This window comes from Rhizobium sp. Root708, from assembly GCF_001429725.1.
Lineage (GTDB): Bacteria > Pseudomonadota > Alphaproteobacteria > Rhizobiales > Rhizobiaceae > Rhizobium.
Window position 1 is genome coordinate 1 of the sequence record NZ_LMHV01000040.1, and the last position, 12,861, is coordinate 12,861.

Consider the following 12,861-nt stretch of genomic DNA (forward strand, 5'->3'; position numbering starts at 1 on the left):
GTTGGCCAGGGCCTGAATGAGAACCTGTCGATCCAGCAGTCGCTGGAGCGCATCAATGCGGCAGCGTCGAACGTGACGGTTGCCGGCGCCGGCTCGCTGCCGAGCCTGGTGGTCGGAGCCGACCACACGGTCAGCGGCAGCATGGGCGAGCGCCGCACCGACATTGGCGCCACCAACACCACGTCAGGCACGGCAAGTGTCTCGTGGCTGCTCGACCTGTTCGGCCAGTACCGCCGTTCGAAGGAAAGCGCCCAGGCGTCGCTCGATGCCGCCTACTCGACCGCCGATGTCGCCAAGCTCACCTACATCCAGGATCTGGTGAACTCCTACATCGACCTGCGTTACTACCAGGAGCGCATCGCGCTCTCGCGGGCAAACCTGAAGTCGCGTCAGGAAACCTACGAGCTGACCAAGTTCCAGCTCGACGCGGGTGCCGCCTCGCGCCTCGACGTCGTCCAGGCCGAAGGTCTGGTGCAGTCGACGCAGGCCGAAATCCCCGGCCTCGAAACCAATGCCCGCGTCTCGGCCCACCATATCGCCACCCTGCTCGGCAAGCCTGCCGGTTCGATGGTCGACGAGCTGCTGCGCGGCTCGACGCAGCCGATCTTCCGCGGCGGCATCAAGGCCGGCGTTCCGGCCGACCTGATCCGCAACCGTCCCGACATCCGCGTTGCCGAGCGCAATCTGGCGACAGCCACCGCCGATATCGGCGTTGCGATCTCGCAGCTCTACCCGACCATCACCCTGTCGGGCTCGATCTCGCCCTCCTACGTGCGCCCGGTCGGCGCCAATGGCGGCCTGACGACCTGGTCCTTCGGCCCGACGCTGACGCTGCCGATCTTCGACGGCGGCCGYCTGCGCGCCAATGTCGACATTGCCAAGTCGACGGCCAAGACCCAGTAYCTCGCCTGGAAGCAGACGGTTCTGGAAGCGGTCGAGGAAGTCGARAACGCRCTGTCGGCGGTCCGCCGCGATGCGCAGACGGTCGAGTCGCTGCGCGCCCAGGTCAAGACGACCCAGGAGACCCTGGATCTGTCGACCGCCAGCTACAAGGATGGCGCCTCCTCGCTGCTCGACGTCCTCGACGCCCAGCGTCAGGTCTCGCTCGCCCAGGCAAGCCTGGCCGCAGCCGTCCAGCAGATGGCCAAGGACTACGTCTCCCTCAACATCGCCATCGGCGGCGGATACACACCGGACGGAAAACCAACCGTCGCTCCGCCAAAGGCAAGCTGANCAGCAGATGGCCAAGGACTACGTCTCCCTCAACATCGCCATCGGCGGCGGATACACACCGGACGGAAAACCAACCGTCGCTCCGCCAAAGGCAAGCTGAGAAAAATAGAGTTTGGAAAGCCCCGGTTCGCCGGGGCTTTCTTTTTATCGCCACGGGGCGGATAATTATCTCTCCAGAGCCAATTTGGATTCGACAACGGCAACCCCGTACTATACGGAATGGTTAAACGATTAACCTACGGGCGTCGGCAACCATGCCTCCAGCGAGACCGGGACCGAATCTGAGCAGGATAGCGACGTCGCTGGGTGTCTCCGTGGCGACCGTATCGAACGCTCTGTCTGGCAAGGGCCGGGTATCCGAAAGCCTTGCGGAGAGAATCCGCGAACATGCCAGCGAGCTTGGCTACGTCCCGAGCCAGGCTGGACGGGCACTGCGCACCGGCCGCAGCGGCGTGTTGGGTCTGGTACTGCCGGACATCGCAAATCCCCTTTTCCCGAAACTTGCGCAGGCCATCGAGTTCGCCGCGACAACCGCCGGCTACGGCGTCCTGATTGCCGACTCCAGAGGCGATGTCGCTGCGCAGACCGAAGCCATCAACCGGCTGATCGAGCGCGGCGTCGAGGGTATGGTCATCGTGCCGCGGCGTGCCACGCGTATTTCAGCCGCAAGCTGCCCGGTCGCGGTAATCGATACGGCGTCCACGCCCGGCAATACCGTTGCTGCCGACCACTGGCAGGGCGGACGCGATATCGCGACACACCTCGCCGAACTCGGCCACAAGCGTATCCTGATCATCGGTAACAATCCGGAATCCAACGTCCAGAACGATCGCGCGGGCGGCATTCGCTCCGGCCTGGCCGCCGACATGCAATCGACGACGCTATGGATCGAACGGCTGGAGCGAGACCAGGGCAACGGCTGCAGCCTCGGTCTGGCGGAGAAGGTTCGGGAGGGCTACACCGCTTTCGCCGCCCTCTCCGATCTGCAGGCGCTACGCGCGTTGACCGAACTTCAGCGCGACGGCATCGTCGTGCCCAATATGGCAAGCGTTACCGGTTTCGACGACCTCATCTGGTCGCCAGTGATTACACCGGCGCTGACGACAGCTGCCATGGACATGCGTCTGATCGCCGAGATCGCGATCGGATCCCTCGTCAAGACGATCCAGGAAACTGGACCACGTGAAGGCGTGCTTGTAACCGCCGAAACGGATCGCGTGCCGATGCAGCTGATCGTTCGGCAATCGTCCGGCCCCCCGACCGCGGCTCACCTTACCTACCAGACGGAGAACTCCTGACATGCAAAAGGCCCTCATCGCTTCGGCCGCGCTACTGGCGCTGTCGCCCCTCGCCGCGAAGGCAGAGGAAAAGACGCTGACGATTTCCGTCTATGCCTTTGCTCAGGATGACTTCAAGTCGATCGTCTACGATCCCTTCGAGGCCAAGTGCGGCTGCAAGCTGGTTGTTGAGACCGGCAACAGCGTCGAGCGTCTTGCCAAGATGGAGGCCAACAAGGCGAACCCCGTCATCGACATGGCCGTCGTCTCCATGGCCGATGCCCTGTCGGCCACCCGCAAGGATCTGATCGACAAGGTCGATACGGCAAAGCTCTCCAACTTCGGCAAGCTCTACGACCTCGCCAAGGATCCGAACGGCGACGGCATGAGCGTCGGCTACACCTTCTACGCAACCTCGATCGCCTATCGCTCCGACAAGATGAAGATCGAGTCCTGGGCCGACCTGCTGAAGCCTGAATATGTCGGCCATGTCGCCTTTCCGAACGTCACCACCAACCAGGGTCCGCCGGCGCTCTTCATGCTCGGCCAGGCGCTCGGCAGCGACAACCCGGATCTCAAGGCCCCGATCGAGGCGCTCGGCGAGAAGAAGGACGAGATCGTCACCTTCTATGAAAAGTCCTCGCAGCTTGTGCAGCTGATGCAGCAGGAGGAAATCTGGGCAGCGCCGATCGGCCGCTTTTCCTGGGCCGGCTTCACCAAGCTCGACGTTCCCGTCGCATGGGCAACACCCAAGGAAGGCCAGACCGGCGGCATGAACGTCATGGTCGTCACCAAGGGATCGAAGAACCGCGATCTCGCCCTGCAGTTCATGGACTTCTGGCTCTCCACCGAAACGCAGACGAAGCTTGCTGAAAAGCTGGTCGACAGTCCTGCGAACAAGGAGGTCAAGCTCTCCGAGGAAGCCGCCAACAACCTGACCTATGGCGAAGAAACCGCCAAGAGCCTGAAGCTCATCCCATCCGCAGCCGCGCTCGACAATCGCGCCGCATGGCTGAAGGAATGGAACGACAAGGTCGGCCAGTAATCTCAAGGCCGGCTCGGCAATTTGCCTACCGGCACTTTTATCCGTCGAAAGTCTTTTCATGTTTCAGAACCGCGCAGAAGCCCTGGCGCTTGCCCTGCCCGCAGCAATCTTTGCCGCGCTGGTCTTCCTGCTGCCCGTCGTCGTCCTCCTCTCCGAAGGCTTCCGCGTGGATGGCGGCTGGACGTTTGCCGCCTATACCGGCTTCTTTTCCGAGTCGCTGAACCGCACTGTCTTTTTGCGGACCTTCCGGCTGGGGCTCGAGGTCACGGCAGTCTCTGCCGTCATCGGCTATGCCGCCGCCTTCGCGATCGTCAACATGCCACCCAAGGGCAAGGGCCGGATGATCGGTCTCATCACCCTGCCGCTGATGATCTCCCCGGTCGCCCGCACCTATGCCTGGATCGTCATCCTCGGTCGCACCGGCATCGTCAACCAAGCCATCCAATGCCTCGGCCTCAGCGACGGCCCGTTGCGCCTGCTCTTCACCGAGACCGCCGTCTTCATCGGCCTCTTGCAGCTTTTCCTGCCGCTGATGATCCTGTCGCTGATCAGCGCGCTGGAGAATATGCCTAAGGATGCCATTCCCGCTGCCCGCGTGCTCGGCGCCAACTGGTTCCAGGTGTTCTGGAAGGTGATCCTGCCGCTCACCCGCGAGGGCCTTGTCGTTGGCGGCACGCTGGTCTTCACCGGATCACTGACAGCCTACATCACGCCTGCCGTGCTCGGCGGCTCGAAGGTGCTGATGCTTGAAACACTGCTCTATCAGCAGGTGTCGGTTGCCAACAACTTCGTCTCGGCAAGCGTCATCGCCTTCATGCTGATCGTCATGAGCTTTGCCGCCAATATCCTCCTCAAACGGCTTGCCACGGCGAGGAATAAGCGATGACCACGCGTCTTCTCTCTCCGCTGGTTCTCGGCCTGTTGCTGATCTTCCTGATCGGCCCGTTCCTGATCATCATCGCCGCATCACTGTCGGCCGGCGACACGCTCGCCTTCCCGCCGCAGGGCCTTTCCCTGAAATGGGTCGCCAAGGTCTTCACCATCGACAGTTTCCGCGAGAGCTTCGCCATGTCGATGTTCCTCGCCGTCTTCGGCACGCTGACAGCACTCGTCCTCGGCATCCCCGCCGCCTATGCGCTGTCGCGCTACAAGTTGCCCTTCGGCGAAACCGTCCGCACGATCGTATCGCTGCCGATCATCGTTCCCGGCATCATCGTCGGCCTGGCGCTGCTGCGCTATCTCGTCGTGCCCTTCGGCTTCAACATCACGCTGGCCCTGTTCATGGCCCACACGGCGCTCGTGCTGCCCTATGCCGTGCGCGTGGTGTCAGCCAGCCTCAACAACCTGCGCTCGGATATGGAAGAAGCAGCCGTCCTGCTCGGCTCCTCGCGCGTTGGCGCCTTCTTCCGCGTCGTCATGCCGAATATCCGTGGCGGCATCCTCGCGGCCTTCATCCTCGGCTTCGTGACGAGCTTCAATCAGGTGCCGGTCTCGCTCTTCCTCTCCGGTCCGGGCGTGCGCACGCTGCCGATCGACATGCTGGGCTACATGGAGACAACCTACGATCCGTCGATCGCGGCACTCTCCTCGCTGCTCGCCTTCCTTTCCATCGGCATCGTCTTTCTTGCCGAACGCTTCTTAGGATTCTCTCGTTATGTCTGACACCTATCTCAAACTCGACAAGCTGACGCTTGCCTACGGCGATACGGTCGCGGTGAAGGATCTGGATCTCACGATCGCAAAGGGCGAGCTCGTCGCTCTCCTCGGTCCCTCCGGCTGCGGCAAGACGACGACGATGCGCTCCATCGCCGGCCTGCTCTCCCCGACATCCGGCCGCATCACGCTCGATGGCAACGACATTACCCGTGTTTCCGCCAACAAGCGCAACGTCGGCCTCGTTTTCCAGTCCTACGCGCTGTTCCCGCATCTGACCGTCTATGAAAACGTCGCCTTCGGCCTGCGCCTCAAGGGCATCGGCGGCAAGGATCTCGACGCCAAGGTCAGTGCCGGCATCAAGTCGGTCGGCCTTGCGAAATTCGCCGATCGCAAGCCCGCCGAACTCTCGGGCGGCCAGCAACAGCGCGTGGCGCTTGCCCGCTCCATGGTCATGGAGCCGAAGGTTCTCCTGCTCGACGAACCACTTTCCAACCTCGACGCCCGGCTGCGCCTGGAAATGCGCGCCGAGCTGCAGCGCGTCCAGAAGGAAACCGGCGTCACCATGATCTTCGTCACCCACGACCAGATCGAGGCGCTGGCGCTCGCCGACCGGATTGTGGTGATGCTTGATGGAGGCATCGAGCAGATCGGCACGCCGGAAGAAATCTACAACAAGCCCGTCTCGGCCTTCGTCGCCGATTTCGTCGGCTTCGAAAACGTCTTTGCGCTGGAAAACGGCAAGCTCGCGACATCCAACTCACTCGTCGAGCTTTCCGCCCCAGTGCCGCCCGCCCTAGCGACGAAAGCCGCAAAGGGCCTGGCCTGGCGTCCGCGCATGGTGAACCTTGGTTCAGGTCCTTACCAGGGCACCGTGCGCGGCACCTCGTTTGCCGGAAACACCCGCGAATATCTGCTCGACACGCCGCTTGGACCGATCAAGGCCGAAGTCGATGCCGAGCTGCCGACACATGCGATCGGCTCGACGCTTCCCTTCGATCTGCCGCTTGCCGCTGCAGCGCCCCTCTCACGTTACAGGTAACATCATGGGCGTCTGGATCGACACCGACATGGGTTTTGACGATATCGCCGCGATCCTCGTGGTGATCCACGCAAAGCTCGACATATCAGGCGTCTCGCTCGTCTTCGGCAACACGCCGCTGCCGCAGGTGCGCGTCAACGCATCTGGCGCCGCCAAGGCCTTCGGCTGGACCTTCCCGATCCACAGCGGCCGCGCCATGCCTGTGCTCGGCCAGCTCGAGACCGCGCAGGCGATCCTCGGCGAAACTGGGATTCCGACATCAGGCCAAGGCCTGCCCGCCGCGCCGGCCTTGCCGGAAAGCGACGCGTTCGGAGCGCTCTGCCGCTGGCTGGAAACCGAAGGCCCGCACCGGATCCTGGCGCTCGCTCCGTTGACCAACCTCGCGGCGCTCGCTCTGGCACGCCCGGACCTCGCGGCCCGCATCACGGAACTGACCTGGATGGGTGGCGGCGTCACCGCCGGCAATCACACGGCATCCGCCGAGTTCAACGCACTGGCTGATCCGGAAGCGCTTGCCATCGTTCTCGCCCATAACCTGCCGCTGCGGATGATAGACCTCGATCTCTGCCGCAAGGTCATCGCAACGCCCGACGACGTTGGCCCGGTGCGAAACGCCGGTGGTGCCAACGCAGCGCTGATCGCCGACATGCTCGACGGTTACATCGGTATCGGCACAAGCCGCGGCAGGCCGGGGATGGCGATCTACGATCCGTCCGCCGCCGTCGCCTTCGTCGCACCCGAGATCGCTACCTTCCGTCCTGCACGGATCGACGCCGAACTGCAGGGCCAGCATACGCGTGGCCGCACCGTGGTCGAGACCCGGGCGACGCATGGGACCTTCAACGCCGAATACACCGTCGACATCGACGCTGAAAGAGCCCGTGCCCTGATCCTCGGCGCGCTGATCGATGAGGCCAGCCGATGAGCACCGCGGAACCGAAGGATCTGAACGATCCGGCACTTCGTGCCCGTGCCGTCGCCGCCGCGCGCGGTGATGCGCCTTTCGACCTGCTGATCTCGGGCGGGCGCCTGCTCGATATCGTCACCGGACTGATCCGCGAGGCCGACATCGGTATCGTCGGACCACTGATTGCAAGCGTCCACGCGCTGGGCAGCCGCACCGACGCAGCAAAAACCGTCGATGCGACAGGCAGCGTCATTTCGCCGGGCCTCATCGATACGCACATGCATATCGAAAGCTCGATGGTGACACCCGCCGCCTATGCGGCAGCCGTCGTTCCACGCGGCGTCACGACTGTTGTCTGGGATCCGCACGAGTTCGGCAACGTCCATGGCCTCGACGGTGTGCGCTGGGCGATCGAGGCCTCCCGATGCCTGCCGCTGCGCACGATCGTGCTTGCGCCGTCCTGCGTTCCTTCCGCACCCGGGCTTGAAGTCGCCGGCGCCGATTTCGACGCATCGGTTGTCGCTGAAATGCTGCGTTGGCCCGGCATCGGCGGTGTTGCCGAAGTGATGAACATGCGCGGCGTCATCGACGGCGATCCACGCATGACCGATATCGTGAATGCCGGCCTCGCTTCGGGAAAGCCGGTCTGCGGCCACGCGCGCGGACTTGAAGGCGCTGACCTGAACGCCTTCATGGCGGCCGGTGTCAGCTCCGATCACGAACTAACCTCCAGCGCGGACCTGCTGCAGAAGCTCGCCGCCGGGCTGACCATCGAGCTGCGCGGCTCGCATGATCATCTGCTGCAGGAGTTCGTAACCGCGCTCAACAGCATCGGCCACCTGCCATCGACAGTCACGCTCTGCACCGACGATGTCTTCCCGGACGAACTGAACGACGGCGGGGGTCTCGACGATGTCATCCGCCGGCTCGTCCGCTATGGCATGAAGCCGGAATGGGCGCTGAGAGCCGCCACCTTCAATGCAGCGCAGCGACTGAAGCGCTCGGATCTTGGCCTGATTGCGGCTGGGCGACGCGCCGATATCGTGCTCTTCGAAGACCTCGTTGGCTTCGCCACGAAGGCGGTGATCGCCAACGGCGCAATCGTCTCGACGTCAGGCGAGATGGACGCCCAGTTGCGCTCGTTCGACACCATCGCTCTGCAGAACTCGGTCAAGCTGACCGCCCTGACCGACAATGACTTCAAAGTCCCCGCCACCGGCAAGCTCGTTCGTGTCGCCACGATCGACCGCCCCCGCTTTACGCAGTGGGCCGAGGCGGAAACCGGCGTCGACGGCGGTTTCGTCGTTCCGCCGGCCGGAAGCACCATGATCGCTGTCGCGCATCGGCACGGCAAGGTCGACGGTCGCCCGCGGGTCGGCTTCCTCACGGGCTGGGGAGAATGGCGCGGAGCCTTCTGCACGACGGTCTCCCACGACAGCCACAACCTCACGGTCTTCGGCGGCAACGCACGCGACATGGCGGTCGCCGCCAATGCGGTGATATCAGCGGGCGGCGGCATGGCTGTCGCCAAGGATGGCCGGATCGAAGCGCTTCTGCCTCTGCCGGTGTCCGGCCTCGTCACCGAAGCGCCCTTGGAAGAAACAGCGGCGTCCTTCCGGGCGATCCGGAAGGCGATGGAGAAGATCGTCGACTGGAAGCCACCCTATCTTGTTTTCAAGGCCTGCTTCGGCGCCACGCTTGCCTGCAACGTCGGTCCGCATCAGACGGATCGGGGGATTGCCGACGTCCTGACCGGCAAGGTGCTCGAAAGCCCCGTGATCGAGATTCTCGACAGCGAATAGCGGCAGCATCCGGGTGCCCCGGATACCAGCGTGGCGGGCAAGTGATCTAGAGTACGGCCTTGAGCTCGTGCTCTACCAGCGTTGACCAAAAGGCCGCGCCATAACCGATGGCATGGTCGTTGAAGTCATACGCGGTATTGTGATGCAGGGCGCCATCGACAGCAGGGCCGTTGCCGAGCCAAACGTAGCATCCAGGCGCATTCTGGCCAAAGAAGGCGAAATCATCGCCTGCCGTTGACGGCGGGAAGCTGGTGCGGACCTTCCCCCCGAAGACAGCTCCGGCAGCGCCTAGCGCACGCGCGGTCGCATCGCTGTCATTGACAACAGGCGGGATGCGCCGTTCGAACTGGTAATCGACCGCAATGCCGAACATCGCCGCCGTGCCCTTCGCAAGCCTGCCGATCTCTTCCTCGAGCTGGTCGCGGACCTCAGGCGAATAAGCCCGGGCAGTCCCGCCGATCTCGACGATATCGGGGATCACGTTCAATGCCTTGGGATCGCCCGCCTGCAGCGAACAAGCGCTGACGACGGCCGGCTGCAGCGGATCGACGACGCGTCCGACAATCGTCTGCAACGAGGTCAGGAATGTGCCGGCTGCCGTGATCGGATCCTTGCCTAGATGCGGCTTGGCGCCATGCGTTCCGGTGCCTCGGAAGGTTATGCGCCAGCTGTCCGACGATGCCAGTTGCGGTCCTTCGACCACGGCGATCTCATCGACGGCAAGGCCAGGCATGTTGTGAAGACCGTAGACGGCATCGCACGGGAAGAGCTCGAACAGACCGTCCTCGACCATCTTGCGCGCACCGCCCCTGCCCTCCTCTGCCGGCTGGAATATGAAATGCACGGTTCCGGAAAACGCGCGCGTCGCCGCCAGATGTCGCGCCGCGCCGAGCAGCATCGTGGTGTGCCCGTCATGTCCGCAGGCGTGCATCTTGCCGGCAAATTTGGATTTATACGGACGATCAGCAACTTCAGGCATCGCAAGCGCATCCATATCGGCTCGCAGCCCGATCGTCCGCGGGCCGTTGCCGACCTGAAGCGTACCGACAACACCGGTACCGCCGAGACCGCGATGCACCTTGATGCCCGCCTCCTCGAGCAACCGCGCGACGACGTCACTCGTGCGCTCCTCCTCGAAGCCAAGCTCGGGATGGGCGTGCAGATCGCGACGCACCTCGGTGAGGAAGGGTAGATCGTTTTCGATCCGGGCGGGAATGGGCATGTGCCGGACGTCCTGTACTGCGAGCAGGCGCCGGAACGGCCCCCGCTTTTGAGAACCTTATCCGTCAAAAGCGCATGGAGTTCAACCAAGCAGGGCGCTTCTTCAGCGATCCTTGACAGCGCGAACCCCGAAATGCCTAATTCTGTCAGAGGACGACCGATGACCGACGATATCGCTTCGACAGACAGCAAGCTCACCACGTCCAAGCGCCGATGGGCGGGCGAAGGCAGATTTCTCACCGGACGCATAAGCCGTCCGGAAACCGACCGTCTGCCTCCGGGGCAGCACCTCGTCAAGAACTGGCCTGTTCTCGACCTCGGCCAGCAACCGATCGTCGAGCTTGAGAACTGGTGCCTGCAGGTGGTGGGAGGCGTCGAGCATCCGCAGAACCTGACATGGGCTGCCTTCTCGGCTTTTGAACAGAGCGGCAAGACATCGGACATCCATTGTGTAACAACGTGGTCGCGCTACGACAATCGCTGGGAAGGCGTGGCAACCCGCGATCTTCTTGATCTCGTCCAGCCAAGGCCGGAAGCGACGCATGTCATGCTGACGAGCTACGACGGCTATACCACCAACCTGCCGCTTGCCGATTTCGCAGCCGAAGACGCCATTCTCGCGACCGCCTGGGAGGGCCACCCCCTGACGCGCGACCACGGCGGCCCGATGCGGCTGGTGGTGCCGCACCTCTATTTCTGGAAGAGCGCGAAATGGCTGTCGCGTATCGAATTTCTCGCCGGTGATGCCGCGGGCTTCTGGGAGAAGAACGGATACCACATGCTGGGCGATCCCTGGCGCGAGCAGCGCTATTCGGACGACTAGATGACGCGCTGGCGAAATATGGTACCAAATGGTACATTATTTACTCGCCGGTAACCCGAAACACGCTAGACAGATGCGGATCGTCCAAAGGAGGACCGCATGGTCAGCGCAGTTTCCAGCTCATCGACATTGCTTTCTACGTCAAATTCTTCGTCGTCATCCTCGTCCTCGTCGGACGATGCGGCCAGCATCAAACAGCAAATCGCAAGCAAGGAAGCCGAGCTTGCGAGCACCGAGGATCCGACGGAAGCCAAGACCCTGCAGAGCGATATATCGACGCTCGAAGCGAAACTGGCAAAGCTCGAAAACTCGTCGAGCGAGAAGAGCGGCGAGCAGAGCGCAGGCGGCTCCCAGCCCTCGAAGCTCTCCGGTGAAGGCGACCGTATCGGCACGACGAACTTCGATGAAGACAGCGAGTTCGGCGAGCGCGTCGCTTACGTCTGACGCTCTGGCACGGTTGGGCGGCGAAGGATTGCAAGCGCCGCCACGACCAGCAGGCCCGAGATCCCGGCAAGCCCAGCAAGAGTGGTGAGGCTGGCCAAGTGCGTGGGAACCGCGCTCCAGCGCGGCCGAACGATATCGGCCGTGTTGAAAGCCTCACCGCTGAACTCGCAGGTGATCAGCGCCAGCCCACGCCGAACCATACCGGCATCGACTTCCGAGACGATTGCCTCGGCGGCCTCCGCTTCGCCTTTCATCGTCCGCATCATCAGCAACACCGCCTTTGTGGCGGCAAGATAGGCATGCGCACATTCGTTGAAGGGGCTTGCCTCATCCGTGACGCTGCCGGGCATCCGGCCCCAGAGGCAATAGGCGTACTGGATCTCAGCGAAATTCAGAACCCGCCGGAATGGCTCGTTCGTATCGACCGCCCCTGCGGCCAGATCGATAATCCGCGACCGGTATTCGGCAATCATGACCATTTCGCCATGCGATATTTCCGGTACGGCAATCCCGGCATGCGGCCCTTCGGTCGTACGCTGATGGGCAGCCGTGCCGCCGGCGGTCACCAGCAACATCATGAGCGTAAGCGCGCGGAACAAATGTGAACTCGGCAAAGGGATACCAAAAGACCCCGGATTTGGCCGGGGTCTTCCTCTCTGGCTATCGAAACGCCGGAGCGCGAGCATGTCGCCCGGCGCTTGCCGAAAGCTTGCGATTGGCAAGCGCACCGAACACCAGCCCGATTGCAGCCCACAAGATCACATGCATGCCGATCGAGGTCGTCCGGAACCTCCACAGGACCATCGCCGAATAGTTCTCCGGCACTTCGTTGATCGGCGGCAGCAGATACTGAACGATCCCGATGAACAGCATGTGGCAAAGACCGGCAATGATCGCGCCGTTCCATAGGCCGAAGCGGGGAGCCAGACGGCGTGCCACGACGATTGCGGCAACGAGTGCAGCAATCGACACGACGATCATCAGGAAGAAGAGCTCTGTCCTGACGCCGATCGTATCCGGATTGCCGACCGCAGGCGGATTCGCAGGATATTTGACGTTCGGCACCAATACCACGGCGACGAACGCTGCGATGGCGATGACCGCCGAGGTTCCTCGGGCACTCAAGCTGCTGATACGTCCCTGCACGAACGCGAAGACGAGCGCAAAAAGACCGCCGACGGCGACGCTGTAGGCCATGACGCCGGTGAAGAGGCCGATGCCGGCCTGCGTGGCGCGCGTGACGATCTCGGGCTCAGACGCCTCGCCGGCAGCCTGCGCGGCTGCTTCCTCGAAGGCAATCGCCTGATCGACCAGCGGCTCGCCGAACGTATGGGCGAATGCGAAGACCAGGATGCCAGCGATCACCCCCGCGAGCATGCCGCGAAGCAAAAGATTTCCAACCATGTTCGCAACT

General features: G+C 63.1%; 13 protein-coding genes. 10 read left to right on the forward strand and 3 right to left on the reverse strand.

The genetic code is table 11. The features are described from left to right. From ASE04_RS19240 to ASE04_RS19275, 8 genes are all read left to right on the forward strand, one after another. Positions 1-1,233 (forward strand): efflux transporter outer membrane subunit (locus ASE04_RS19240; RefSeq protein ID WP_056820520.1); only part of this gene is annotated, 1,233 nt, incomplete at its 5' end. Positions 1,234-1,487: 254 nt separating this feature from the next. Continuing rightward, positions 1,488-2,531, forward strand: coding sequence for a LacI family DNA-binding transcriptional regulator (locus ASE04_RS19245; RefSeq protein ID WP_056820523.1), 1,044 nt, complete (start codon positions 1,488-1,490; stop codon positions 2,529-2,531). A 1-nt stretch (position 2,532) separates the two neighbouring features. Further along, positions 2,533-3,555: an ABC transporter substrate-binding protein gene (locus ASE04_RS19250; protein ID WP_056820526.1), complete on the forward strand. Its 1,023-nt coding sequence runs from the start codon at positions 2,533-2,535 to the stop codon at positions 3,553-3,555. A gap of 58 nt (positions 3,556-3,613) precedes the next feature. Beyond that, positions 3,614-4,441 (forward strand): ABC transporter permease, encoded by an 828-nt coding sequence (locus ASE04_RS19255; protein WP_056820530.1) that lies wholly within the window; start codon positions 3,614-3,616, stop codon positions 4,439-4,441. Further along, positions 4,438-5,217 (forward strand): ABC transporter permease, encoded by a 780-nt coding sequence (locus tag ASE04_RS19260; RefSeq protein ID WP_056820534.1) that lies wholly within the window; start codon positions 4,438-4,440, stop codon positions 5,215-5,217. Before ASE04_RS19255 ends, ASE04_RS19260 begins: the two co-directional genes overlap by 4 nt. Further along, entirely contained in the window at positions 5,210-6,250 is a 1,041-nt protein-coding gene (locus ASE04_RS19265) for an ABC transporter ATP-binding protein (RefSeq protein WP_056820537.1), read from the forward strand. The genes ASE04_RS19260 and ASE04_RS19265 overlap by 8 nt, the downstream gene beginning before the upstream one ends. Before the next feature lie 4 nt (positions 6,251-6,254). Next, positions 6,255-7,175 (forward strand): nucleoside hydrolase, encoded by a 921-nt coding sequence (locus ASE04_RS19270; RefSeq protein WP_056820540.1) that lies wholly within the window; start codon positions 6,255-6,257, stop codon positions 7,173-7,175. Then, positions 7,172-8,959: an adenine deaminase gene (locus ASE04_RS19275; RefSeq protein WP_056820543.1), complete on the forward strand. Its 1,788-nt coding sequence runs from the start codon at positions 7,172-7,174 to the stop codon at positions 8,957-8,959. The genes ASE04_RS19270 and ASE04_RS19275 overlap by 4 nt, the downstream gene beginning before the upstream one ends. A 46-nt stretch (positions 8,960-9,005) precedes the next feature. Here ASE04_RS19275 and ASE04_RS19280 read toward each other — a convergent pair whose 3' ends face one another. Next, positions 9,006-10,181 carry a M20 aminoacylase family protein gene (locus ASE04_RS19280; RefSeq protein ID WP_056820545.1) on the reverse strand — a complete coding sequence of 392 codons (1,176 nt, stop codon included), beginning with the start codon at positions 10,179-10,181 and terminating at the stop codon, positions 9,006-9,008. 159 nt (positions 10,182-10,340) lie between these two features. Here ASE04_RS19280 and ASE04_RS19285 point away from each other — a divergent pair, with 159 nt between their 5' ends. Next, the gene (locus tag ASE04_RS19285) at positions 10,341-11,003 is read left to right on the forward strand and encodes a sulfite oxidase-like oxidoreductase (RefSeq protein ID WP_056820548.1); all 663 of its coding nucleotides are present in this window, start codon (positions 10,341-10,343) and stop codon (positions 11,001-11,003) included. 99 nt (positions 11,004-11,102) lie between these two features. After that, positions 11,103-11,447 (forward strand): hypothetical protein, encoded by a 345-nt coding sequence (locus ASE04_RS19290; protein ID WP_056820550.1) that lies wholly within the window; start codon positions 11,103-11,105, stop codon positions 11,445-11,447. Here ASE04_RS19290 and ASE04_RS19295 read toward each other — a convergent pair. After that, entirely contained in the window at positions 11,438-12,025 is a 588-nt protein-coding gene (locus tag ASE04_RS19295) for a hypothetical protein (RefSeq protein WP_056821436.1), read from the reverse strand. The two genes, ASE04_RS19290 and ASE04_RS19295, sit on opposite strands and share 10 nt — an antisense overlap. 82 nt (positions 12,026-12,107) lie before the next feature. Continuing rightward, positions 12,108-12,851 (reverse strand): CbtA family protein, encoded by a 744-nt coding sequence (locus ASE04_RS19300; RefSeq protein WP_056820555.1) that lies wholly within the window; start codon positions 12,849-12,851, stop codon positions 12,108-12,110. Positions 12,852-12,861 lie beyond the last annotated feature (10 nt).